At 63.8% G+C, this 22,219-nt stretch carries 21 protein-coding genes; 9 read left to right on the top strand and 12 right to left on the bottom strand.

Going from position 1 to position 22,219, the window contains the following annotated elements; all coding sequences use genetic code 11:
• Position 1: 1 nt before the first annotated feature.
• The 7 genes from BMX04_RS09870 to BMX04_RS09840 all read right to left on the bottom strand — a co-directional run bounded on the left by BMX04_RS09870 (position 2) and on the right by BMX04_RS09840 (position 6,822).
• A complete protein-coding gene (locus tag BMX04_RS09870; RefSeq protein WP_074786074.1) occupies positions 2-793 on the bottom strand; it encodes an inositol monophosphatase family protein in 792 nt (263 codons plus the stop codon).
• Positions 794-897: 104 nt separating this feature from the next.
• Positions 898-1,440, bottom strand: a complete 543-nt coding sequence (locus BMX04_RS09865) for a PQQ-dependent catabolism-associated CXXCW motif protein (RefSeq protein ID WP_074786073.1) — start codon at positions 1,438-1,440, stop codon at positions 898-900.
• Complete coding sequence (locus BMX04_RS09860; protein ID WP_074786072.1) at positions 1,437-2,306, bottom strand: substrate-binding domain-containing protein; 870 nt, start codon at positions 2,304-2,306, stop codon at positions 1,437-1,439. The genes BMX04_RS09865 and BMX04_RS09860 overlap by 4 nt, the downstream gene beginning before the upstream one ends.
• The gene (locus tag BMX04_RS09855) at positions 2,290-2,793 is read right to left on the bottom strand and encodes a c-type cytochrome, methanol metabolism-related (RefSeq protein WP_050662734.1); all 504 of its coding nucleotides are present in this window, start codon (positions 2,791-2,793) and stop codon (positions 2,290-2,292) included. The genes BMX04_RS09860 and BMX04_RS09855 overlap by 17 nt, the downstream gene beginning before the upstream one ends.
• An 82-nt stretch (positions 2,794-2,875) precedes the next feature.
• Entirely contained in the window at positions 2,876-4,678 is a 1,803-nt protein-coding gene (gene xoxF5, locus BMX04_RS09850) for a lanthanide-dependent methanol dehydrogenase XoxF5 (protein WP_050662735.1), read from the bottom strand.
• Between the two features lie 178 nt (positions 4,679-4,856).
• On the bottom strand, positions 4,857-5,708 hold the full coding sequence (gene fghA / locus BMX04_RS09845; RefSeq protein ID WP_074786071.1) for an S-formylglutathione hydrolase: 852 nt from the start codon (positions 5,706-5,708) through the stop codon (positions 4,857-4,859).
• A gap of 1 nt (position 5,709) precedes the next feature.
• Complete coding sequence (locus BMX04_RS09840; protein WP_074786070.1) at positions 5,710-6,822, bottom strand: S-(hydroxymethyl)glutathione dehydrogenase/class III alcohol dehydrogenase; 1,113 nt, start codon at positions 6,820-6,822, stop codon at positions 5,710-5,712.
• A gap of 183 nt (positions 6,823-7,005) precedes the next feature.
• Here BMX04_RS09840 and BMX04_RS09835 point away from each other — a divergent pair, with 183 nt between their 5' ends.
• Entirely contained in the window at positions 7,006-7,638 is a 633-nt protein-coding gene (locus tag BMX04_RS09835) for a hypothetical protein (protein WP_244888517.1), read from the top strand.
• Positions 7,639-7,644: 6 nt separating this feature from the next.
• Here the strand turns inward: BMX04_RS09835 and BMX04_RS09830 are convergent, their stop codons facing one another.
• Complete coding sequence (locus BMX04_RS09830) at positions 7,645-8,688, bottom strand: quinoprotein relay system zinc metallohydrolase 2 (RefSeq protein WP_074786069.1); 1,044 nt, start codon at positions 8,686-8,688, stop codon at positions 7,645-7,647.
• 135 nt (positions 8,689-8,823) lie between these two features.
• Between BMX04_RS09830 and BMX04_RS09825 the strand changes: the two genes are divergently transcribed.
• From BMX04_RS09825 to bmt, 3 genes are all read left to right on the top strand, one after another.
• Positions 8,824-9,648, top strand: coding sequence for a quinoprotein dehydrogenase-associated SoxYZ-like carrier (locus tag BMX04_RS09825; protein WP_074786068.1), 825 nt, complete (start codon positions 8,824-8,826; stop codon positions 9,646-9,648).
• 126 nt (positions 9,649-9,774) lie between these two features.
• The gene (locus BMX04_RS09820; protein ID WP_074786067.1) at positions 9,775-10,089 is read left to right on the top strand and encodes a DUF1476 domain-containing protein; all 315 of its coding nucleotides are present in this window, start codon (positions 9,775-9,777) and stop codon (positions 10,087-10,089) included.
• A 161-nt stretch (positions 10,090-10,250) separates the two neighbouring features.
• A complete protein-coding gene (gene bmt, locus BMX04_RS09815) occupies positions 10,251-11,261 on the top strand; it encodes a betaine--homocysteine S-methyltransferase (RefSeq protein ID WP_074786119.1) in 1,011 nt (336 codons plus the stop codon).
• Between the two features lie 219 nt (positions 11,262-11,480).
• On the opposite strand, the gene BMX04_RS09810 is transcribed toward bmt, so the two are convergent.
• The gene (locus tag BMX04_RS09810; RefSeq protein ID WP_074786066.1) at positions 11,481-12,566 is read right to left on the bottom strand and encodes a PA0069 family radical SAM protein; all 1,086 of its coding nucleotides are present in this window, start codon (positions 12,564-12,566) and stop codon (positions 11,481-11,483) included.
• A 137-nt stretch (positions 12,567-12,703) separates the two neighbouring features.
• Between BMX04_RS09810 and BMX04_RS09805 the strand changes: the two genes are divergently transcribed.
• Both BMX04_RS09805 and BMX04_RS09800 read left to right on the top strand, forming a co-directional pair.
• Positions 12,704-13,684, top strand: coding sequence for an SGNH/GDSL hydrolase family protein (locus BMX04_RS09805; RefSeq protein ID WP_083398157.1), 981 nt, complete (start codon positions 12,704-12,706; stop codon positions 13,682-13,684).
• Positions 13,685-13,924: 240 nt separating this feature from the next.
• Positions 13,925-14,629 carry a corrinoid protein gene (locus BMX04_RS09800; RefSeq protein ID WP_050664400.1) on the top strand — a complete coding sequence of 235 codons (705 nt, stop codon included), beginning with the start codon at positions 13,925-13,927 and terminating at the stop codon, positions 14,627-14,629.
• 88 nt (positions 14,630-14,717) lie between these two features.
• On the opposite strand, the gene BMX04_RS09795 is transcribed toward BMX04_RS09800, so the two are convergent.
• The gene (locus BMX04_RS09795) at positions 14,718-15,215 is read right to left on the bottom strand and encodes a hypothetical protein (RefSeq protein WP_074786064.1); all 498 of its coding nucleotides are present in this window, start codon (positions 15,213-15,215) and stop codon (positions 14,718-14,720) included.
• A 130-nt stretch (positions 15,216-15,345) separates the two neighbouring features.
• Between BMX04_RS09795 and BMX04_RS09790 the strand changes: the two genes are divergently transcribed.
• The gene (locus BMX04_RS09790) at positions 15,346-15,984 is read left to right on the top strand and encodes a DUF1638 domain-containing protein (RefSeq protein WP_175477349.1); all 639 of its coding nucleotides are present in this window, start codon (positions 15,346-15,348) and stop codon (positions 15,982-15,984) included.
• A gap of 77 nt (positions 15,985-16,061) precedes the next feature.
• Here BMX04_RS09790 and BMX04_RS09785 read toward each other — a convergent pair whose 3' ends face one another.
• Positions 16,062-16,769, bottom strand: coding sequence for a DUF1223 domain-containing protein (locus tag BMX04_RS09785; RefSeq protein ID WP_074786062.1), 708 nt, complete (start codon positions 16,767-16,769; stop codon positions 16,062-16,064).
• A gap of 229 nt (positions 16,770-16,998) precedes the next feature.
• Here BMX04_RS09785 and acnA point away from each other — a divergent pair, with 229 nt between their 5' ends.
• Together acnA and BMX04_RS19405 are read left to right on the top strand one after the other, a co-directional pair.
• A complete protein-coding gene (gene acnA / locus BMX04_RS09780) occupies positions 16,999-19,749 on the top strand; it encodes an aconitate hydratase AcnA (protein ID WP_074786061.1) in 2,751 nt (916 codons plus the stop codon).
• Between the two features lie 359 nt (positions 19,750-20,108).
• On the top strand, positions 20,109-20,252 hold the full coding sequence (locus BMX04_RS19405; RefSeq protein WP_175477347.1) for a hypothetical protein: 144 nt from the start codon (positions 20,109-20,111) through the stop codon (positions 20,250-20,252).
• A gap of 19 nt (positions 20,253-20,271) precedes the next feature.
• Here BMX04_RS19405 and BMX04_RS09775 read toward each other — a convergent pair whose 3' ends face one another.
• The gene (locus tag BMX04_RS09775; protein WP_139194528.1) at positions 20,272-22,035 is read right to left on the bottom strand and encodes a pentapeptide repeat-containing protein; all 1,764 of its coding nucleotides are present in this window, start codon (positions 22,033-22,035) and stop codon (positions 20,272-20,274) included.
• Positions 22,036-22,219: the final 184 nt, after the last annotated feature.

Genomic DNA, 22,219 nt, shown 5'->3' with positions numbered 1-22,219 from the left:
GCTAGCGACGGTCGGTCAACAGGCAATCGCGCGCCACCTGCCAACTGTCCGGGTCAGGCGCGCAGATCAGGCCACCGGTGGTATGCACCGGCTTGTAATCCGACCCGTCGAAATGCGCGCTATGGCCCCCGGCCTCGCGGTGCAACAGCCAGCCCGCCGCGTGATCCCAGGGCATCAGCTTGTTATAGGCCAGCAACTCGCAATGCCCGCTCGCCGCCAGCCGGTATTCATGCGCCGCACAGCGCAGCCAGAAATTCATCCCGAATTTCGGCAGGTTCTCCTGCACGACGGGGCGCAGATGCGCGGGCAGGAAATTCGTCCCGGCGACGATATTCATCTGTTCCGGCGCGCAGGGCGGCGACACCCGCAGCCGCACCTCCTCGCCGTTCGCCCGCCGCAGCCACGCGCCGCCGCCCCGCACGGCAAGCGCGGTGTCATCGCAGACCGGATCATGGATCGCGGCAAACACGATCTCGCCCGCCGACAGCCCCGCGATCATGGTCCCGAACAGCGGCACGCCCGAGGTGAAATTCTTGGTCCCGTCGATCGGGTCGATCAGGAACGCCGTCCCGGCCTCTCCCATCTTCGCGATCATCGCGGGATCATGGCCGGTGCTTTCCTCGCCGACGATCAGCGCCGCCGGAAACAGGTCCGTCAGACCGGCACTCAGCCGCGCCTCCGCCGCCTCGTCGGCCTCGCTGCACACATCGAAGGCAGAGGTCTTTTCATGCACCGGGTTGGGCACCTGCGCGCGGAACCGCGGCATCAGTTCCTCGTCCCCGACACGGCGCATCAGATCGCAGAGACGGTCGATATGATCAGAGGTGAACAGCGGCCTGACCTTTCAATGGGGCGTCCCTCCTGTCTAGGCGACAGGGACCGCGCGGTCCAGCCGCCTCACGGCTCGGGCACTGGCGTGATCACTTCGGTCGGATAGTCGAAAAACGTCCAGCCATCGGTGCCGTCGGGCATCCAGTAGACCTCGGAATAACCATACTCCAGCGACCGCTTGGCCGCATTCCACGACATCCAGCACTCCGCCAGGCAGAAGATCACCACCGGATGATCCATGTTCCCGTCCGTGGCCTGCTCCAGCCCAAGACGAAAGTAATCCGCCGTCACCTCGGCAATCGCGCCGTAGCCCACATTGGGCAGCCAGATCGCCCCGGGGATCGAATGGCGCGGCTTGTCGCGCCATATCGTGCCCTCGGGCAGGTTCTTGGGCTTGGGCGCACGCGGCAGCACGTCGATGAACGCCGCCTCGCCCGCTTGCCACAATTCATGCGCGGCCTCGGGATCGAGAACCCGCCCCCCGGTCAGGCTGTCCGGTACCGGCCCGCGATACTGATCCATCCGGTAGCCATCGGGCTCGCGCACCGTCTGCGCCACCGCTGTCACCGACAGGCCCAGCAGCGCCACGAGGATCAGCGCGTGTCTCATCCCTCAGGCTCTTTGACCGCCGTGCCCATGTCATTGACCAGCGGCACACCGGCCTCGCGCAGCAGCGCGTCGATCTCGTCCTGATGACGGCGGATCAACGAGTTCAGCTTGCGTTCCCAGACCTTCTCACCCAGCCGGACGCCCATGGTGATGCGAAAGAACAGGCGCGGCGGATCGGTCTCGTTGACCAATGGGATCACGGCAAGGCCAGGGTGCCCCTGCTTGACCAGCGGCCCGCCCAGCGGCCCCCACAGGATCGCGGCGTCGATTGCGCCCGCCTCCAGATCGGCGATCATGTCGGTGGCCGGGCTTTCATGGCGGCGATCGACAAATAGCCGGTACGGTTTCGCCTTCCCGATCAACCCGTTACGCGCCAGATGCGCCGAGGGCGGCGTGCCCGCGACAATGCCGATGCGCTGCCCGTTCAGGGCCGCATCCGACAGTGAGGTCACCCCGGCAAGCGGGCCATCCTTGGGCACGATCAACGTGTAGACCGAGGTGAAATAATGATTGGTGTTCTGAACCAGCTCATGCCCCTGCGCATAGCCCATCACCACGTCACAGCGTTTGGCCTTGAGGGTGTTGCGGATGAAACCGGTGGCCATCGGATACCAGGTGTATTCGACCGGCACGCCCAGCTTGTCCGCGATCAGCTCGGCCAGCGCGTTCTCATACCCGCTCTGGTCCTCGGCAGACGCCGGCATGTTGGCCGGATCGGCGCAGACCCGCAGCGCGTTCTCTGACACCAGGTCCGATGTCTGCGCCCGCGCGTCTGCGGCAAACCCCGCCGCGAGCCATGCCGCGACGAGGCCAAGGGCAAGGCGCGCAGGCCGTGCGCACCGGGCAAGATCAGCCCATGCAGTCATTTTCGTCCTCTTGGATCGCGTCCGCCTTGGCCTCTTTCTTCGCCGGGCGTCCGCGTGGCACGGCATCCATGCCGCGCGCCTTGAGATAGACATAGATGTCGTCGAGATAGCACATCACATTCCGGTTGTCGCCGAAGTGCGGCATCACCGAGTTGCCGTTCTCGCGCCCGTTCACCACGACGCTGTAGAAATCGTAATAGTCCATTTCGACAGCGGATTTCTTCAGCGCGGGGGCATAGGTCGAGCCCTCGCCATCGGGGCCGTGGCAGACATGGCATTCGGAATGATAGCGCCGGAACCCGGAAAACGTCAGCCAGTCCACAGTGCCATCCTCGGCCACGTTATAGGTGGGAATGTCGTCTGCCGTGAAATAGCGGCCGTCCTCTTCATAGGCGACGGCGATGTTGTCACCCGCGTCCTGCGCGGCGGCGGCACTGGCCAGACCGGCGGCAAGGGCGGTGGCGATGAGGCTGCGGAGTGGGGTCATGGAAATCCTCTGATATGTCAGGCGGACTGGCACGCGCATGGCGCGCCAGTCCGGAAGTTTGTCGAGTCTCGATCGCAGTCGATCAGTTCGGCAGAGCGAAGACGGTCAGCTGACCACCCAGAGCGGTATAGTCGCTCAGCGCAGCATAGCCGCCCACGGCACCGAGGCCGTCATTGGGGTTTGTCAGGCCAGCCGCAAGACCGATCCCGGCCCAGCCACCAACACCCGACAGGATGCCGACATACTGCTTGCCGTCTCTCTCATAGGTCATCACGTTGCCGATGATGCCCGACGGGGTCTTGAAGCGGTAAAGCTCTTCCCCGGTCTCGGCATGCACCGCCTTGAGATGACCTTCGAGCGTGCCATAAAAGACAATGTCACCCGCCGTGGCCAGCGCGCCCGACCAGACCGAGAACTTCTCGGGGATCGACCACTTGATCTCGCCGTTGATATTGTCCCAGGCGATGAAGTTGCCCATGCCGCCATGGCTGTCCGGCGCAGGATACATCGCCAGCGTGGCGCCCACATAGGGCTGACCGGCGGTATAGGCCACGCGGAACGGCTCATAGTCCATGCAGACATGGTTGGTCGGCACGTAGAACATTTCCGTCTTCGGCGAGTAAGCCGATGGCTGTTGGTCCTTGGTGCCAAGGGCGGCCGGGCAGATGCCGGTCGAGTTCACGTCCTCGCCGTTCTGCTCGGTGGAATACTGCGCCACCACCGCCGGACGACCGTAGGTGTCCGACTCGGGGTCCATATCCACGCCCGTGGTCCAGTTCACCACCGGGTCGAACTTCTCGGCCACCAGCAATTCACCCGACACGCGGTCCATCGTGTAGCCCAGACCGTTGCGATCGAAATGGGTCAGCAGCTTGCGCGCCTCGCCGTCGATCTCCTGATCCGTCAGGATCATCTCGTTGACGCCATCATAGTCCCATTCGTCATGGGGCGTCATCTGATAGACCCACTTGGCCTCGCCGGTATCGATGTCACGTGCGAAGATGGTCATCGACCACTTGTTGTCGCCCGGGCGCTGCGCCGGGTTCCAGGTCGAGGGGTTGCCAGAACCGTAATAGAAGAGGTTCTCTTCCATATCGGCCGAATACCAGCCCCATGTGGTGCCGCCGCCGATCTTCCACTGATCGCCTTCCCAGCTCTTGAGCGAGCTGTCAGCACCAACCGGCTCACCGAGCGCGGTGGTCTTTTCGGGATCGAACAGAATCTGATCATCCGGGCCCACCGAATAGGCGCGCCAGACCTGCTCGCCGGTCTTCATGTCATAGGCCGTCACATGGCCCTGAACACCGAACTCGCCGCCCGAGATGCCGACGATGATCTTGTCCTTCACCGGCAGCACCGTGGCGGTGTTGGTCTCACCCTTGGAGGGATCGCCATTCACGGCCTCCCACTCGACAGCGCCGGTATCGGCGTTGAGCGCGACAACCTTGGTATCGGCCTGATGCAGGAAGATCTTGCCATCCGCATAGGCGACGCCGCGGTTGACCGTGTCACAGCACATCACCGGGATCACTTCGGGGTCCTGGCGCGGCTCGTATTTCCACTTGATCTTGCCCTCGTCGGCGAGATCGAGCGCATAGACGATGTTCGGGAACGGTGTGTGCACATACATCGTGTCGCCGATCACCAGCGGCGAGCCCTCATGCCCGCGCAGAACACCGGTCGAGAACGTCCACGCGACCTGAAGGTCACCCACGTTGTCGGCATTGATCTGATCGAGTTCGGAATAACGCTGGTTGGCGTAGTCACCCGTCTGGATCGCCCATTGCTTGGGGTCATCCATCTGGGTCATGAGATCATCGTTTGCGGATGCCATGGTGGCAACGCAAAGGGCGATCCCAGAGGTCAAAAGCGGTAGCTTTCTCATCTTGGTCCTCCTCCCTGAGGCGCGGCACGTGTGCCGCTGGTTTTGAACGACCGGTCCACCATAGGAAGGCCGTCTGTCTTGCCCCTGTCGGTCGGTCTCTCCTCCGCACCGACATGGGCAAATTCTGGTCTCGCGATCGCTTTCGGCAACGCTCGCGATGATGTCGCTCTCCGCCGCCTCAATGCCTCCCCGCATGAGGCCGCATCAATCGCTCGGCATGCCATGCGACATGGTCCCCGGCGAATGAATTGACGAAGAAATAGGAATGATCATAGCCCGCCTGCAGCCGGATTTCGCCCGCCTGCCGCCGCTTTGCCATCACGCTCGCCAGCGCCTCGGGCATCAGCAGGTCGAGGAAATTGTCGCTCATCCCCTGATCGACCAGCAGATCGCCCTTCCAGCCGTTCTGCTGCATCAGCAGCACCGAATCGTGCAGCGCCCAGGCGCTTTCGTCATCCCCCAGATAGGCCCCCAGCTGCTTGCGCCCCCAGTCCGAATTGGCCGGATGCGCAATCGGCGCAAAGGCCGACAACGAGGTAAAGGCATCGGGGTTACGCAGCGCCATCGTGATCGCGCCATGCCCACCCATCGAATGGCCGGTGATGCCGTGGCAATCCTCCAGCGGCAGCGCATCGAGCGCGAGGCTGCGCAACTCGCTCAGCACATAGTCATACATCTGGAAATGCCCGGCCCATGGCGCGCGGGTGGCGTTCACGTAGAACCCCGCCCCCTGCCCCAGATCATAGGCCTCGTCATCGGCCACGCCGTCACCGCGCGGGCTTGTGTCGGGAAAGATCACCGCCAGCCCATGCCGCGCCGCATGTTCCTGAAACCCGCCCTTGGTCATGGCGTTCTCATGGGTGCAGGTCAGCCCCGACAGATACCACAGCACCGGCACCGGGCCATCCTCGGCCTGCGGCGGCAGATAAGCGCCAAAGGTCATGTCGCAGTCGCACACCTCCGAGCGGTGCGCATAGACCGCCTGAACCCCGCCGAAACTGCGGTTTTCGGAGATGACCTTGAGCGTCACCTCAAAACTCCACCACGGCGCGGATCGACTCGCCCTTGTGCATCAGCTCGAACCCCTCGTTGATCTGATCGAGGCTCAGCTTGTGCGTGATCATCGGGTCGATCTCGATCTTGCCCTGCATGTACCAATCGACAATCTTCGGCACATCGGTGCGCCCGCGCGCGCCGCCGAAGGCCGTGCCGCGCCAGCTCCGCCCGGTCACCAGCTGGAACGGCCGGGTCGAAATCTCGGCCCCCGCAGGCGCCACGCCGATGATGATGCTCTCACCCCAGCCCTTATGCGCCGATTCGAGCGCCGCGCGCATCACGCCGACATTGCCCGTGGCATCGAACGTGTAATCCGCGCCGCCCCCGGTCAGTTCGACCAGATGCGCCACCAGATCGCCCTCCACCTCCTTGGGGTTGACGAAATCGGTCATCCCGAAATGCGTCGCCATCTCGACCTTGCCGGGGTTGAGATCGACGCCCACGATCTGATCCGCGCCCGCCAGCCGCAGCCCCTGAATGACGTTCAATCCGATGCCGCCCAGCCCGAACACGATCGCGGTCGAGCCCAGCTCCACCTTGGCGGTGTTGATCACCGCGCCGATGCCGGTGGTGACGCCACAGCCGATATAGCAGATCTTGTCGAAGGGCGCGTCCTTGCGCACCTTGGCGAGCGCAATCTCCGGCACCACGGTATGGTTGGCGAAGGTCGAACAGCCCATGTAATGATGGATCGGCGTGCCATCGAGCATCCGGAACCGCGTCGTGCCATCCGGCAACAGGCCCTGGCCTTGGGTCGAGCGGATCGCCTGGCAGAGGTTGGTCTTGGGGTGCAGGCAATAGTCGCATTCGCGGCATTCGGGCGTATAGAGCGGGATCACGTGATCGCCCACTTCGAGGCTCGTCACCCCCTCGCCGACTTCGATCACCACGCCCGCGCCCTCATGGCCGAGGATCGCCGGGAAAATCCCCTCAGGGTCATCGCCCGAGCGGGTGAACTCGTCGGTATGACACAGCCCCGTCGCCTTGATCTCCACCAGAACCTCACCCGGTTTCGGGCCGTCCAGCTCAACCTCCATGATCTCCAACGGTTTCCCGGCCTCAACGGCCACGGCAGCACGTGTGCGCATCCAACTTCCTCTTTGCATTCCGGCCACGCCACGCCCACCTTCGGGAATCGCGATGCGGCGATTTTTCCTCAGGAGTATGCGGGCGGCGCACCGGTCCAAACAATTCATACCTTGGTGGGTATTGGGTTCGCTGGACAGCCCCCGCATGCTCGACCATAGTCGTAGCCAAGGGAGGCACAATTGATGTCAGGCCGCATGTCACGCTCGAAATCATTGGGGATCGCGCTGTCGCTGATACTTGCGGCGGGCAGCACTCACGCCGCAGATTTCTCCGATCCGACATGGCCCTGCATCCAGCGCAAGGTGCCCACGCTCTCGGTCGGGCTGATGTGGACACATCCCCTGCCCGAAACCCCAGAGGCCGACCCGGACCTGAAACGCGAGATCGACCGCCTCGCCGCCAAGCTGGCGCTGCGACGGCTCGAAGTCGAGGAGTTGCGCCCCGATATAGAGGAGTTCGCCGCCCGCCATGACGGTGCGCCCGACATGCTGGGCCACGTCTTCCAGCGCGTGTTCACCACCCTCTCGACCCGCCGCGCCCAGGTGATTTCGGGGATCGAAGAGTTTTCCCTCAGCCAGATCGCGCTTTCCGAGCGGATCGACACCGCCCGCGCCGAGATGGGCACGCTGATGAACTCCGACAGCCCCGATTTCGACCGCGTCGATGCGCTCGAGGAACAGCTTGACTGGGATCAGGTGATCTATACCGACCGCCAGAGCACGATCACCTATCTCTGCGAAACCCCGACGCTGATCGAAAAACGGCTCTATTCGCTCGCGCAGATCCTGCAACAGCAGATCAACGAGCCGGGCTGACCGGCCCTATTCCCATTCCAGTTCTGTGTAGGCCACCGTGGCGTTGCGCGGGTTGTAGGCATCAAACAGCTGCCAAGCCCCGGCCTCGCTCTGCGCCACCGTCTCCACCGCCTCCGACAGCCGCGCGCCTTCGTCGATAGCCGCACGGGTGTCGCGCTCCAGCACCTTCAGATAGCGCGCCAGCGGATGCGCGCCCCGTGGCCACTCCAGCGACGGGCCACCATGCCCCGGAATGACCCGCGCCACCGCCATCGCCTGCATCTCGTCCAGCACCGCGCGCCAGCCCCACAGGCTGCCATCGAGGGCGGGGGTATGCCGATCAAACACCAGATCACCCGAGAATAGCGTGCCACTTTCCCGGTCCAGCACCGTCAGGTCATTGCCGGTATGCGCCACAGGCCAGGCCCGCAGATCGAGCACGCGACCCCCCAGATCAATCTCGGCACGCTCCGCCACCGGGTCCGTCACGCCGGGCACCCGCACCCCGACAAACTCCGCCTCGCCCACCAGCGCGCGCAGGCTTTCAAGGTAATTCGCCTGCCGGTCCGCCAGCGCGCGCACCAGTCCCGCATGCCCCCAGACCCGCGCCCCCCTCTCCATGAGGACGCCCGCGCCGAACACATGATCGGGGTGCATATGGGTCAGGATGACGTGCGTGACAGGCAAGTCCGTGCGCGCGCGAATGGCCCGCCACAGCGCCTCACCCATCCAGGGCGCGCTGCCGGTGTCGATCACCGCCACCCCCGCCCCGCCGATGACAAACCCCAGATTGCTGACATCGCCCCGGTTCGCCGCATCCGGCTCCGCCACCCGCCCCAGATGCGCGAATACCCCCGGTGCGACCTCGGCCACCTCCAGCGCCTCGCCCGCCGCCCGGCAGTCCGGCCCCGAAACCTCCAGCCCCTCCGCCAACCCCGCCAGATCGGGCGGGCTCTCGATCAACGCCGCGCGGCACCCGGCCTCGCTCGCCGCCGCATATCCCGCCAGCAGCCGCTCCCGGCACACCGGCTCGGCCCCCATCAGGCACATGGTCAGGATCGCTTCGAACATCGCACCACCACTGCGTTTTTAATACGCTCAGCCTCATCCTACACAGAGCCGTGATCCACGCCAACTTTGGTATGACTTCGCGTCAACGCGGGTTTATGCTACATTTCACGCGCACCCATGGGAGGAGGAAAGACCATGGCCGGAAAACTGACCGGAAAATTCCTGGCCGTCGCGGCACTCGCCGCCTCATTGGCCTTTACGGCCCAGGCCGGTGACCAGGTCGAAAACCCGCTCACCGAGAGCGAGATGTGGGACATGCTGCGCGAGGATGTGGTCGGCACCGCCCCGATCCACGACGGCAGCGCGCTGCTCACGCTCGACGCCCCCTACCGCGCCCATGACGCGGCGACCGTGCCGATCCTGCTCAAGCAGACCGACACCAGCGCCCGCATCCGCAAGGCGACTGTGGTGATCGACGAAAACCCCGCGCCAGTGGCGGCGGAACTCGGCTTTTCGGATGCGATGGCGCCGATCGACTTTGAACTGCGCGTGCGCGTCAACCAGTATTCCAACGTCCGCGTCATCGCCGTAACCGAGGATGGCCTGCACATGACCGGGCGCTTCGTCAAGGCCTCAGGCGGCTGTTCCGCCCCCGCCAGCCGCGACCCAGAGGTGGCGCTCGCCGCGATGGGCAAGATGAAACTCAAGAGCTTCCTGCCCGCCACCCAAATCTCCACGCCGCGCCGCGAGGCGCAGATCATGGTCCGCCACCCGAACTATTCCGGCCTGCAACGCGATCAGATCACTCAGCTTTTCATCCCCGCCCATTTCATCGACCATATGGAGGTCTGGCAGGGCGACGAGTTGCTCTTCACCATGGATGGCGGCATCTCGATCTCGGAAAACCCGGTGTTTCGCTTTTCCTACAACGACAACGGATCGACCGACCTGCGCGTGATGGCCACCGATACCGAGGGCAACCGCTTCGAGAGGGTGCTGCCCAAGGGCGCCGATAGCTGATCCGACGCGCATCAGGGTGCGACCAAGACGTACAGACGCGCCGAAACCCCGGCGCGCCTCTTGCTCTTTGTCGCGTCAGGCGGCATATCGGGGGCAACCGCAACGCAGTGCAAGGGGACCGGCCCGATGACCACCTTCGACGATCGCGAAAGCGCATTCGAGAACAAGTTCGCCCATGACGAGGAAATGGCCTTCCGTGCCGTGGCTCGGCGCAACAAGCTTCTGGGCCTCTGGGCCGCAGAACTTCTGGGCAAGACCGGCGACGACGCCGATGCCTATGCCCGCGAGGTCGTGAAGGCCGATTTCGAAGAGGCCGGCCACGAAGACGTGGTGCGCAAGGTCGCAGGGGACCTCGGCGATATCGCCGATGCCGAAACGATCCGCGCCAAGATGGACGAGTTGCTCAAGATCGCCAAAGGCCAGCTGGTCAAGGAAACCTGACACCGGTACGTTTTTCACAGCGGCGCGCCACGCCCGGCGCGCCGTTTTTTCGTGCTGCGCGCCAAGTTCAAACGCGCCTCACCATTTACATGAGAAATATGAGTTTGCGCAGCACCGCCTCCGGTGCCAAAGCTGCCCAGCCTCAAAAGCGGAATATCATCATGACCAACGCCCTCACCAAACTGCTGGCCACGCGCGACTGGATTCTCGCCGACGGGGCCACGGGAACCAACCTGTTCAACATGGGGCTCGAATCCGGCGACGCGCCGGAAATGTGGAACGATGAGCATCCCGACCGGATCGCACTGCTCTACAAACAGGCGGTGGATGCGGGCAGCGACCTCTTTCTCACCAACTCCTTCGGCGGCAACGCGGCGCGGCTCAAACTGCACGGCGCGCAGAAACGCGCCCGCGAACTGTCGCGCATCTCCGCCGAGATCGGCCGCTCGGTGGCCGACCGCTATGACCGCCCGGTGATCGTCGCAGGCTCGGTCGGCCCGACCGGCGAGATCATGGCCCCGATGGGCGCGCTCACCCATGAGCTGGCCGTCGAGATCTTCCACGAACAGGCCGAGGGCCTCAAGGAAGGCGGGGCCGACGTGCTCTGGCTCGAAACGATCTCCGCACAAGAAGAATACAAGGCCGCCGCCGAGGCCTTCAAGCTCGCCGACATGCCGTGGTGCGGCACCATGAGCTTTGACACCGCCGGGCGCACGATGATGGGCCTGACCTCCGCCGACATGGCGACGATGGTCGAGAAACTGGGCAACCCGCCGCTCGCCTTCGGGGCCAATTGCGGCGTTGGCGCATCCGACCTTCTGCGCACCGTGCTGGGCTTTGTGGCCCAAGGCTCCGAACGCCCGATCATCGCCAAGGGCAATGCCGGCATCCCCAAATATCACGACGGCCACATCCACTATGACGGCACGCCCGAACTGATGGCCGATTACGCGGTGCTGGCGCGTGACGCGGGCGCCACCATCATCGGCGGCTGCTGCGGCACCATGCCCGAGCATCTGTCCAAGATGCGCGCCGCGCTGGAAGAGCGCCCCAAGGGCCCGCGCCCGACGCTCGACCAGATCACCGACGCGCTCGGCGCGTTCTCCTCAGCGGCCGACGGCACCGGCGACGACGTCCCCGCCCCCCGCCGCACCCGCCGCAGACGGGCGTGAGGGGTCGGGTGGGCTAACGCACCTCCCGCGCGAAACGCACCGAAGGTGCCGCGCGATCGCCTGGCCGTCCCGCGGCCTGGCGATATGATAGGGCGCGCAACGTGTTGAGTTTAGAATGACTTGGCTGGGATAAAGTACCCGCCACGACCGTCACATCGCCAGTCCCCGGCCCTGCGATCGCGCCGCACCTTCTGCCGTTTTCGGCGATGGCACCCCCCCTCAAAACAACGCCATCTGATCCCCCCGCGCCAGCGGCACCTCGAAGAGATCGCAGCGCAGAGCACCCTGCCCCGCATCCAGCCCCATCCGCCGCGCCGCCAGATCGAACCGCCGCGCGATCATTCGCGCGAACACCCCCTCGCCGCGCATCCGCCGATGCCAGTCGGCGGAATAGTCCTTACCGCCATGCATCTCGCGCAGCCGGTTCATCACCCGGCCCGCGCGGTCCGGGTAATGCGCAGCCAGCCACTCCTGAAACAGCCTCGACACCTCGCGCGGCAGCCGCAGCATGATCCAGCTTGCGGCCCCCGCCCCGGCATCCCGGGCGGCCTCCAGAATCGCCTCGATCTCGTGATCGCTCAGCCCCGGCACGACCGGCGACACCATCACCCGCACCGGCACCCCGGCGTCGCTCAGCCGCCGGATCACCGCCAGACGCCGCGCAGGCGACGGCGCGCGCGGCTCCAACAGCCGCGCCAGCCGGTCATCAAGCGTGGTGACAGACACACCAACCTTCGCCAGCCCCCGCGCTGCCATCTCCGACAGGATATCCAGATCGCGCTCGATCAGCGTGCCCTTGGTCACGACCGCCACCGGATGGTTGAACCGCGACAGCACCTCCAGACAGCGGCGGGTGATCGCATATTCCCGCTCCACCGGCTGATAGGGATCGGTGTTGGTGCCGATGGCAATCGGCGCCACCCGGTAGCTGCGCGCGCGCAACTCCGCCTCCAGCCGCAAAGGGGCCTCGGGCCGCGCGATCAGCCGGGTCTCGAAATCGAGGCCGGGCGACAGCCCCAGATAGGCGTGGCTCGGCCGCGCGAAACAATAGACACAGCCATGCTCACAGCCGCGATAGGGGTTGATCGACCGATCAAAAGGCAGATCGGGCGAGCGGTTGTAACTGATGATCCGGCGCGGCCGCTCCTCCGAGACCTGCGTGCGCATCACCCGCTCCTCCTCGTTGCGGTCCCAGCCATCTGCCTCGTAGCGCACGCCATGCGCCTCGAACCGGCCCACCGCGTTGCTCACGGCACCGCGCGCCCGCAGGCGCAGATCATGGGGCAAGGTCGCATCCTCGGTCATGGTCGGAAATATGGAACATAAAATGAACATTCACAAGTGACGTTACGGCCTGATGCAGAATCGGCAAATTTATTTGCGCGGCATCCAGAGACCATGCTCACCTATAGTTCTATGAAATTTCATGTCTGGGGGGACACATGATTCGTAATATTCTGTTGGCCGGTGTGACAGCTATGCTGCCGACGCTCGGCTCTGCCGGGCCCATCGGTCCATTTTCCGACCTTGTTGTTTTTGGCGACAGCCTGAGCGATCCAGGCAATATTTTCGCCAGCACTCTTGGCACGATCCCCGATCCCACCCTCTATCCCGACGGCCAGTTCACCAATGGCGACACATGGGCCAGCCAACTGGGCGCGAATTTTACCTCAGGCACCAATTTCGCCTTTGGCGGTGCGCGGGCCGTGGCCAACCCGGAGCCCGCGGGCGGAGACACCGACGATAACACCGACAATATTCCGGATTTTGCTGCACAGCGCACTCTGTTCGGCCTGCAATCCCCAAGCCTCGGCCCCAACCCGCTGACGGCGGTGTGGTTCGGCGGCAATGACCTGCGGGCCGGTTTGACCGATCCGGCCAACCTCGGCGCAGTCATCTCTACTGCCGTGACCGAAATCGTCACCGGAGTGGGTGATCTTCTGTCACGCGGGCTGACCGATATCCTCGTCTTCGGCCTGCCGAATCTGGGGCGCATCCCGGAGGTCACCTCGCTTGACGCCTTTCTGGCGGTCTCGGGGCAGGCCAATCCCGGCGACACGATCGCCGGGGCGACCTTTGCGACACAAGGGTTCAACGCGGCGCTTCAGGGCGCGCTCTCCACCCTTCCCCCCTTGGGAAATGTGCAGTTTCTCGACACGTTCGCGCTCTTCGAGGACATACTGGCCGATGCCGATGCCCTGGGGTTCACCAATACCACCGATGCCTGCATCCTGTCCCTTGCAGACCCGACCGATTGCACCACGGACCAGGGCTTCGTCTTCCATGACAGCATCCATCCCACCGAAAAGGCGCACGCCTTGATCGCGCAGGAAGTCCGCGCCGTCGTTGTGCCGCTTCCGGCAGGGGGCCTCCTGCTGCTGACAGCCCTTGGCGGCTTCGCCCTTCTGCGCCGCCGGACCTGAACATCGCGTCCCGGAAGCGATCCTTCCGGGACACGCCCACGCTGCGCAGCGCCGAAATGCTGCGCCATTTCGAATATCTTCTTGTCGATAATTCAGTCACATCCCGCGCAAATCCCGGCTATAGGTCGGTTGCGGCGCGACCAGCGTCGCAATTCGGAAAGTGGCGATGCGACAAATTGACGAAAGCTGCGCCAGACTTAACAAAGATGCGCGCGCGCAGAGCAAGCAAGGATTCCCCCCATGTCTGACGAAGAAGACGACATCATCCTGTCGGAACTGGACGACGAAGAACTTGTCCAGCAGATGTTCGACGACCTTTACGACGGCCTCAAGGAAGAGATCGAGGAAGGCGTCAACATCCTTCTGGAGCGGGGCTGGCAGCCCTACCAGGTCCTGACCGAGGCGCTGGTGGGCGGCATGACAATCGTCGGCAAGGATTTCCGCGACGGCATCCTCTTCGTCCCCGAAGTGCTGCTGGCGGCCAACGCGATGAAGGGCGGCATGGCCATCCTCAAGCCGCTCTTGGCCGAAACCGGCGCGCCGCGCGTCGGCAAGATGGTGATCGGCACGGTCAAGGGTGACATCCACGACATCGGCAAGAACCTCGTGTCGATGATGATGGAAGGCGCAGGTTTCGAAGTGGTCGATCTCGGGATCAACAACCCGGTCGAGAACTATCTCGAGGCGCTCGAAACCGAAGAGCCCGACATCCTCGGCATGTCCGCCCTGCTGACCACTACGATGCCCTATATGAAAGTCGTGATCGACACGCTGATTGAACAGGGCAAGCGCGATGACTACGTCGTTCTCGTCGGTGGCGCGCCGCTGAACGAGGAATTCGGCCGCGCCATCGGTGCCGACGCCTATTGCCGCGACGCCGCTGTCGCAGTGGAAACCGCCAAGGATTTCATGTCGCGCAAGCACAACAAGCTGGCCGCAGGCTAAGCCCGAGCCACCCTGTCCTCATCCCTGAGGCGCGACGTGCTTGCCGATCCGCTCGGCAAGCACGTTTGCGTTTCAGCCACAGCAGCGATCAGCGCGCCGACACCAGGCGCATGACAGCTACCATGACGATGCCGTAAAGCACATGTCCAACCAGCGCGACCCAGGTGATGCCGGTGAAGTTCAGAAAGAACGGCAGCCCCGCAATCGCCGTGATCCCGCCGATCGCAAAGACCCAGAGGCCAAACCCGTAGACGGCGGACGGGATGAACCAGCCGGTCGACTGACCAAGAACCCGCGTCCAGACCGGGCGAAAGATGAACAGCCAGCCAACCGGATACCCGATCAGGCCGACAAGATAGAAATGCACGAAATAACCGGCGAAATCGCCGTTGGGCAGGCCGAACGTGCCCAGCAGGCTTTTCGCCAGACCATGCGGCGACAGGTTGGCAAAGCCAAGCGCGGGGCTCAGGATCTGGCCCCAGAGATCAAAGGCTGCGGTTGCGAAAAAACCGGAGAGGAACATCAGACCAAGGGTCTGGGCAAATCCGGGGGCGAGTGCGGGGGGATGGTCGGTTGACGTGGTCATTCGGCTATGTCCTTGTTTGGGGCAAAACGGGGATCGTGAGACGCAGGTGTCGTCTCGTCGCCGAATGCGCAATGAATGCTGCAAGCATGACACGAAAAGGTCAAAACACGTGACTGATAACGACCAGAGCATGCCCGCCACGGCCACGCTAACCACGCAGGGGCTCGCGCCCGAGGGGCACGGCACCATCCTGCTCATCGCCTGCGGCGCGCTGGCCCGTGAAATCCTGGCGCTGAAACGGCTCAACGGGTGGGACCACATGGACCTGCAATGCCTGCCCGCCAAGCTGCACCTCTACCCCGACCAGATCACCGAAGAGGTGGAAAAGGCGGTGACGGAACACCGCGACGCCTATGACCGCCTCTTCGTGGTCTACGCCGATTGCGGCACCGGCGGGCAGCTACAGGCGAAATGCGCAGAGCTCGGCGTCGAGATGGTGGCGGGGCCGCATTGCTATTCCTTCTTCGAAGGCAATGACCGCTTCGCCGCGCATGACGACGAGATCACCGCCTTCTATCTCACCGATTTCCTCGTCCGGCAATTCGACGCCTTCGTCTGGAAACCCATGGGCCTCGACAAGCACCCCGAACTGCGCGACATGATCTTCGGGCACTACACCAAGCTGGTCTACCAGGCCCAGACCGACGACCAGGCGCTCACCGCCCGCGCCCGCGACTGCGCCGAGCGCCTCGGCCTCGACTTCGAATATCGCTGGACCGGCTACGGCGATCTGGAAACCGTGCTCAAAGCGCAGGCGAATGGGGCCTAGCCGGGAACGCCCTTGCAAGGGCGTTCAAAGCCGTTTGGAAACGGCTTTCCAAGCGCTTTGCAAAGCGCTTGCCCCGCTCACGGCAGGCGTGCCACCGCCTCGATCGTGCCGTGGCCCTCATATTGCAGCAGGATCGCGCTGGCCGCCGCGTCGTTCGGCCGCTCAAAGCTCAGCTCGAGCGGCTCGACCGTGTCCCACCGCGCCAGTGTCTGCATCTCGGTCACGATATTGACATAGGTGATCGTCTTGCCCGCATTCTCGCCGCGCTCGATCTCCACCGTCTCTTCCGGCAGGTAGCGCACGAGATACACCGCCAGCGGCATCGTGCGGGGGCTTGGCGTGCGCGCAGTCAGGTGGACCATCCCGCCCTCCTCGCGCACATCCACCGACAGATCGCCCCCCGACCGCGCCAGATGCTTGTCGATCAGATCGCCCACATCCTTGAGCCGTGTGCCCACCGCGTGATCGGCCCCGTTGATGATCATCTGCGGCGTGTAGACCATCTTGCGACCGTCGGCCTTGGCATAGCCGCGCTGCCGGGCGGTGTGATCGGGGCTGGCGAACGTGTCCTCCCAGCCGATGTAATCCCAGTAATCCACATGCAGCGACAGCGCGAGCACATCGTCGCGCGCCACGAGTTCTTCGAGAAACGCATCGGCAGGCGGACAGGACGAACAACCCTGCGAGGTGAACAATTCCACAACCACCGGGCGTTCACCTGCCATCCCGGGCAGCGCCCCGAGGGCCAGAAGCCCGGCAAGGGCGGTCATCAAAATATGTCGCATCGCGTGTGTCGTCCCCGGCGGATCGTCTCGATATCGGCGTATCCCAAAGGTAGTCCGATCTTCCCATGATAACCAATCAAGGTTTCGAGAGACAGCAGTGAAATCTTGAAATGACACCCAATTGTGTGCAATAGTATACAAAAAGAGCCCCAGCCCTCTTGATCGGCATCGCCAAATCGGTCAGAAGCAGGGCAAGTGATCCAGCCTCGACCATGAAAGGACGGCCACCATGCCCATCAGTGTCGGACAAGACAGCGCCAAGACCCGCAAGACCCTCACCGTCGGCGACCAAAGTGTCGCCTATTACTCGATCCCCGCCGCCGAGGCCGCCGGTCTCGGCGATTTCTCGCGCCTGCCCGCCGCCCTCAAGGTGGTGCTCGAGAACATGCTGCGCTTCGAGGACGGCAAGACCGTCACCGTCGACGACATCAAGGCCTTCTCCGAATGGGCTGCGAATGGCGGCCGCGCCAACCGCGAACTGGCTTACCGCCCGGCCCGCGTGCTGATGCAGGATTTCACCGGCGTGCCCGCCGTGGTCGATCTCGCCGCGATGCGCGATGGCATTCAGGCCCTCGGCGGCGACGCGCAAAAGATCAATCCGCTCAACCCCGTGGATCTGGTCATCGACCACTCGGTGATGATCGACGAATTCGGCAATCCCCGCGCCTTCCAGATGAACGTGGACCGCGAATATGAGCGCAACATGGAACGCTACCAGTTCCTCAAATGGGGTCAGGGCGCGTTCAACAATTTCCGCGTCGTGCCCCCCGGCACCGGCATCTGTCACCAGGTCAATCTCGAATACCTGGCCCAGACCGTCTGGACCGACGAGGACCAGAACGGCGAAACGGTGGCCTACCCCGACACGCTCGTCGGCACCGACAGCCACACCACCATGATCAACGGCGTGGCCGTGCTCGGCTGGGGCGTCGGCGGCATCGAGGCCGAGGCCGCGATGCTCGGCCAGCCGATTTCCATGCTGATCCCCGAGGTCGTGGGGTTTGAGCTGACCGGCGCGATGATGGAAGGCACCACCGGCACCGATCTGGTGCTCAAGGTCGTGGAAATGCTGCGCGCCAAGGGCGTTGTCGGCAAGTTCGTGGAATTCTACGGCTCCGGCCTCGATCACCTGCCGCTCGCCGACCGCGCCACCATCGCCAACATGGCCCCCGAATACGGTGCCACCTGCGGCTTCTTCCCGATCGACGACGAAACCCTGCGCTACCTGCGCAACACCGGCCGCGACGAGGCCCGCGTCGAACTGGTCGAGGCCTATGCCAAGGAAAACGGCTTCTGGCGCACCGCCGATTACGCCCCGGTCTATACCGACACGCTCAGCCTCGACATGGGCACCATCGTGCCCGCCATCTCCGGCCCCAAACGCCCGCAGGATTACGTCGCCCTCGATCAGGCGGCCTCGAAATTCTTCGACGTGGTGTCCGAGTATCGCGGCGAGGATGAAGGCGCCGACGCCACCGACATGGCCGCCGAAGGCCCGGCCCCCGACGCGCTCATCGACCCGCGCAAGTCGGTCAAGGTCGCGGGCGAGGAGTATGAGCTTCACGACGGCTCGGTAGTGATCGCCTCGATCACGTCCTGCACCAACACCTCCAACCCCTACGTGATGATCGGTGCAGGCCTCGTCGCCCGCAAGGCGCGCGAACTGGGCATCACCCGCAAGCCCTGGGTCAAGACCTCGCTCGCCCCCGGCTCTCAGGTGGTCTCGCACTACCTCGAGGCGGCCGGCCTGCAAGAGGATCTCGACGCCATCGGCTTCAACCTCGTGGGCTATGGCTGCACCACCTGCATCGGCAACTCGGGCCCCCTGCAAAAAGAAATCTCCGAGGCCATCGCCGAGGCGGATCTCATCGCCACCTCCGTGCTCTCCGGCAACCGCAACTTCGAGGGGCGCATCTCTCCGGATGTGCGCGCCAACTACCTGGCCTCGCCTCCGCTCGTGGTGGCCTATGCGCTCGCCGGTGACATGAATATCGACATCAGCAGCGATCCGCTCGCCCATGACAAGGACGGCAACCCCGTCTACCTCAAGGATATCTGGCCCTCCCAGGCCGAGATCGCCGAACTGGTCGAGCGCACGGTCACCCGCGAGGCGTTCCAGTCGAAATATGCCGATGTCTTCAAGGGCGACGAGAAATGGCAGGAGGTCGAGACCTCCGAGGGCGAAACCTATGACTGGCCCGCGCAATCGACCTACGTCCAGAACCCGCCCTACTTCAAGGGCATGTCCCGCGACCCCGGCACCATCTCCAATATCGAGGGCGCGCGCATTCTGGCCCTTCTGGGCGACATGGTCACCACCGACCACATCTCGCCTGCAGGTTCGTTCAAGGAGACCACCCCCGCAGGCCAATACCTGCGCGAACGTCAGGTGCCGGTGCGCGAGTTCAACTCCTACGGCAGCCGCCGCGGCAATCACGAGGTGATGATGCGCGGCACCTTCGCCAATATCCGCATCCGCAACGAGATGCTGGACGGGGTCGAAGGCGGCTACACCAAGGGGCCGGACGGCGAGCAGACCTCGATCTTTGACGCCTCCATGGCCTACCAGGAGCAGGGCACGCCCCTCGTCGTCTTCGGCGGCGAGCAATATGGCGCAGGCTCTTCCCGCGATTGGGCCGCCAAGGGCACCGCCCTTCTGGGCGTCAAGGCCGTCATCGCCGAGAACTTCGAGCGCATCCACCGCTCCAACCTCGTCGGCATGGGCGTCATCCCGTTCGAGTTCACCGGCGGTGACACTCGCAAGACGCTGAACCTCACCGGCGACGAAAGCGTCTCGATCCAAGGCCTCGATGCTGTGAAACCGCAGCAGGAGGTGCCCTGCGTGATCACCTACTCGAACGGCACCGAGAAAGAAATCACGCTCAAATGCCGGATCGATACCGCCATCGAGAAGGAATATGTCGAGCACGGCGGCGTGCTGCACTACGTGCTGCGCGACCTCGCCAAATCCGCCGCTTGAGCGACAAGGCGGGGCCGGGACATCCCCGGCCCCCCTTGATCCGTCATCGTCCGGCGTCCCTAACCCGTCATCGTCCGGCTCCCCTCAACCCGTCATCGTCCGGCTTGACCGGACGACCTCTCACCTCACGTCCCCCGCTTCCCCGTCACCCTCTCAACCCCGTCATCGTCCGGCTCGACCGGACGATCTCCAACCCCCCCTTTTTTTTCATCACATGCGCAAGTTTTGGCCACTCGCCCCGGTCCTTGCACGGTTTTCCGCCGATCACGCAGGCGTGACGCGTTTGCCCGCCGCTTCCCCCTTACTTTCTCCGCCGCCCCGCCCATCTTGGGGAAAAGAGCAGAGAAACGGATAGAGCAATGAGAACCATCGTCATTCTGGCACAGGCCGCCTTCATTAGCATGGTCGCCGTGATCGGCGCCTACGGCGACAGCGACCACAAAGCCCCCTGCCCCCTCCCCGCCGCCGCCGAGGCCGCGCAGCATTGTGAGGTGGAGCGGTAATAGGAACGGCGGACGCGCCTTACGCCTCCTCGCGCGCCTCCGGCGGCACATAAGCCTCCGGGTCCGCCTGCCACTTGCGGTATTCTTCTTCGAAATCGTTGGTTTTAAGCTTGCATGTTGGCCAGTGTCCGGGCCGAATCGCACATTCAGGCAGAACTACGGAACCGTCACCAAATGTTGCCAACACATACGTCGAAATATTGGTTAATTGGGTACAATCTAAATTACGAAGCTTCGCTTGTTCAAGAGAGCCAGGGCTGAACGCTGTATCTTGGTTAAACTTTGTTCCGTTGAGTGTTGCTTTTTGCATCTGAGCACCACCGAGTCGTGCGTTATGCAACTGCGTCTGTTCAAGGTTAGCGTTTTGCATCTGGACACCAATAGCAATGCTTCTTTGCATTTGCGCCCCAAGAAGATTTGCCCCTTGCAACTTTGCACCGGAAAAGACGCAACCCTGCATATCAACGCGGCTTAGTTTTGCGTACTGCGCATTAAGATGACGGAGGTTTGCCCCCTGCAACCGCGCCTCCCGGAGGTCCGCACCCTGCAACCGCGCCTGCCCGAGGTTCGCCCCCTGCAACTGCGCCTCCCAGAGGGAAGCCCCCTGCAAACTCGCCCGCCCGAGGTCCGCACCCTGCAAGCGCGCCTCCCAGAGGGAGGCTCCCTGTAGCTGAGCCTCTATTAGCACGGCCTCCTGCAACCGCGCTGTCATGAAGTCTGCCCCTTGCAACCGTGCTCGAATTAGGTTCGCCCCCTGCAACTGAGATCCCCAGAGGACCGCGCCCTGCAACCGCGCACCCTCAAGAACCGCTCCCTGGAACCGTGCTGTCCTGAGGTCCGCCCCACACAAGTGGGTCCCGTTTAGTTTCGCACCTTTCAGGTTCAACCCCGAAACGTCGGCTCCAGGCAGGCTTGCGTTGCGGAGGTCGAGCCGGTAGCCGTCGTATGCGATCAGGGGCTTCTTCCAATCTTCGAGTCTTTTCCGATAGGCACCCAGCGTCGCAGGGTCGTGGTTATCTTCCGCTCCGTCATAGGCGGGGCAGGGTACATCAAATGGAAACTTCGCCTCCTCGCCGCGCCCTGCCTCCAACCGCCGCTGTCGGGCGCTGCGTCGCCCAATCACCGTCAGCGCCACTTGTATATCTTCGCGCACCTTCAGCGTTCTCTGTCGTTCCTTCTGCGCGTTGCGGAAGGCCTTCCATCGCTCCTCCCAATCCTCCAACAGCGGGCCATCCTCCTCGCCCTCCTTCATCTCCAATTCGGGCCAGTCCATCGCTTTGGAGGCGGGGGCATTCTGCCGGATATAGGCGCAGAGGATTTCCATGATCTGCACATGGTCGCGGTCACTGTCCTGCGCGATCCGCTCAAGTGCATAGATCGCCCCGATCCGAACTTCGAGATTGGGTTCGGTCCATTCCTTGTCGTCCCGCCTGACCGTCTTCTCCGCCCCTAACCCCTCGACCGCCTTGTTGATCCGGTCGGTGATATGCCCCTGCTCATGAACATCGACCGATTTCTGCGCCACGACCGATCGCCAGATCACGAAGGGTGCGCCGATCAGGGCGACGGTCACGGCCCCGACCCCAAGGCTGTTGCCGGGTGTCAGGGACGCGCCGCCGAACACCGCGCCGCCCAGCATCCTGACGGCGCTCGCGATGGCAAGAATGAACAGCAGAAACACCAGACCCGACAAGACCGGCCCCAGCCACCGCGCCTTCGAATAATCGAACGGCGCGCGCAACCCGAGCCAGCCCGCCAATCCGCGCTTGTCATTCTCACTCACCCGGTCGCTCCCCAGCCTCGAACACCCGCTCAGCCTAGTCCGGAAAACCGCCGATCACAAAACCCTTGCTGGTGATTTCGGACGACAGTCACCGAATTGGCACCCCGCCCCCCGCACCGACGCAATACCGACGTGATACCGACGCGATACAGCCTGCCTTTCCCGCCTTGCAAATGCCCCGCCC

It is taken from the genome of Roseovarius tolerans (genome assembly GCF_900109855.1).
Taxonomy (GTDB): domain Bacteria; phylum Pseudomonadota; class Alphaproteobacteria; order Rhodobacterales; family Rhodobacteraceae; genus Roseovarius; species Roseovarius tolerans.
This window is presented reverse-complemented; position numbering and strand designations above follow the sequence as displayed.

Excerpts from the sequence above, each read along its gene's own strand:
- BMX04_RS09870 (WP_074786074.1), bottom strand. The coding sequence starts at position 793 with ATGCGCCGTGTCGGGGACGAGGAACTGATGCCGCGGTTCCGCGCGCAG.
- BMX04_RS09865 (WP_074786073.1), bottom strand. The coding sequence starts at position 1,440 with ATGAGACACGCGCTGATCCTCGTGGCGCTGCTGGGCCTGTCGGTGACA.
- BMX04_RS09860 (WP_074786072.1), bottom strand. The coding sequence starts at position 2,306 with ATGACTGCATGGGCTGATCTTGCCCGGTGCGCACGGCCTGCGCGCCTT.
- BMX04_RS09855 (WP_050662734.1), bottom strand. The coding sequence starts at position 2,793 with ATGACCCCACTCCGCAGCCTCATCGCCACCGCCCTTGCCGCCGGTCTG.
- xoxF5 (WP_050662735.1), bottom strand. The coding sequence starts at position 4,678 with ATGAGAAAGCTACCGCTTTTGACCTCTGGGATCGCCCTTTGCGTTGCC.
- BMX04_RS09840 (WP_074786070.1), bottom strand. The coding sequence starts at position 6,822 with ATGCGCACACGTGCTGCCGTGGCCGTTGAGGCCGGGAAACCGTTGGAG.
- BMX04_RS09835 (WP_244888517.1), top strand. The coding sequence starts at position 7,006 with ATGTCAGGCCGCATGTCACGCTCGAAATCATTGGGGATCGCGCTGTCG.
- BMX04_RS09830 (WP_074786069.1), bottom strand. The coding sequence starts at position 8,688 with ATGTTCGAAGCGATCCTGACCATGTGCCTGATGGGGGCCGAGCCGGTG.
- BMX04_RS09825 (WP_074786068.1), top strand. The coding sequence starts at position 8,824 with ATGGCCGGAAAACTGACCGGAAAATTCCTGGCCGTCGCGGCACTCGCC.
- BMX04_RS09820 (WP_074786067.1), top strand. The coding sequence starts at position 9,775 with ATGACCACCTTCGACGATCGCGAAAGCGCATTCGAGAACAAGTTCGCC.
- bmt (WP_074786119.1), top strand. The coding sequence starts at position 10,251 with ATGACCAACGCCCTCACCAAACTGCTGGCCACGCGCGACTGGATTCTC.
- BMX04_RS09810 (WP_074786066.1), bottom strand. The coding sequence starts at position 12,566 with ATGACCGAGGATGCGACCTTGCCCCATGATCTGCGCCTGCGGGCGCGC.
- BMX04_RS09805 (WP_083398157.1), top strand. The coding sequence starts at position 12,704 with ATGATTCGTAATATTCTGTTGGCCGGTGTGACAGCTATGCTGCCGACG.
- BMX04_RS09800 (WP_050664400.1), top strand. The coding sequence starts at position 13,925 with ATGTCTGACGAAGAAGACGACATCATCCTGTCGGAACTGGACGACGAA.
- BMX04_RS09795 (WP_074786064.1), bottom strand. The coding sequence starts at position 15,215 with ATGACCACGTCAACCGACCATCCCCCCGCACTCGCCCCCGGATTTGCC.
- BMX04_RS09790 (WP_175477349.1), top strand. The coding sequence starts at position 15,346 with ATGCCCGCCACGGCCACGCTAACCACGCAGGGGCTCGCGCCCGAGGGG.
- BMX04_RS09785 (WP_074786062.1), bottom strand. The coding sequence starts at position 16,769 with ATGCGACATATTTTGATGACCGCCCTTGCCGGGCTTCTGGCCCTCGGG.
- acnA (WP_074786061.1), top strand. The coding sequence starts at position 16,999 with ATGCCCATCAGTGTCGGACAAGACAGCGCCAAGACCCGCAAGACCCTC.
- BMX04_RS19405 (WP_175477347.1), top strand. The coding sequence starts at position 20,109 with ATGAGAACCATCGTCATTCTGGCACAGGCCGCCTTCATTAGCATGGTC.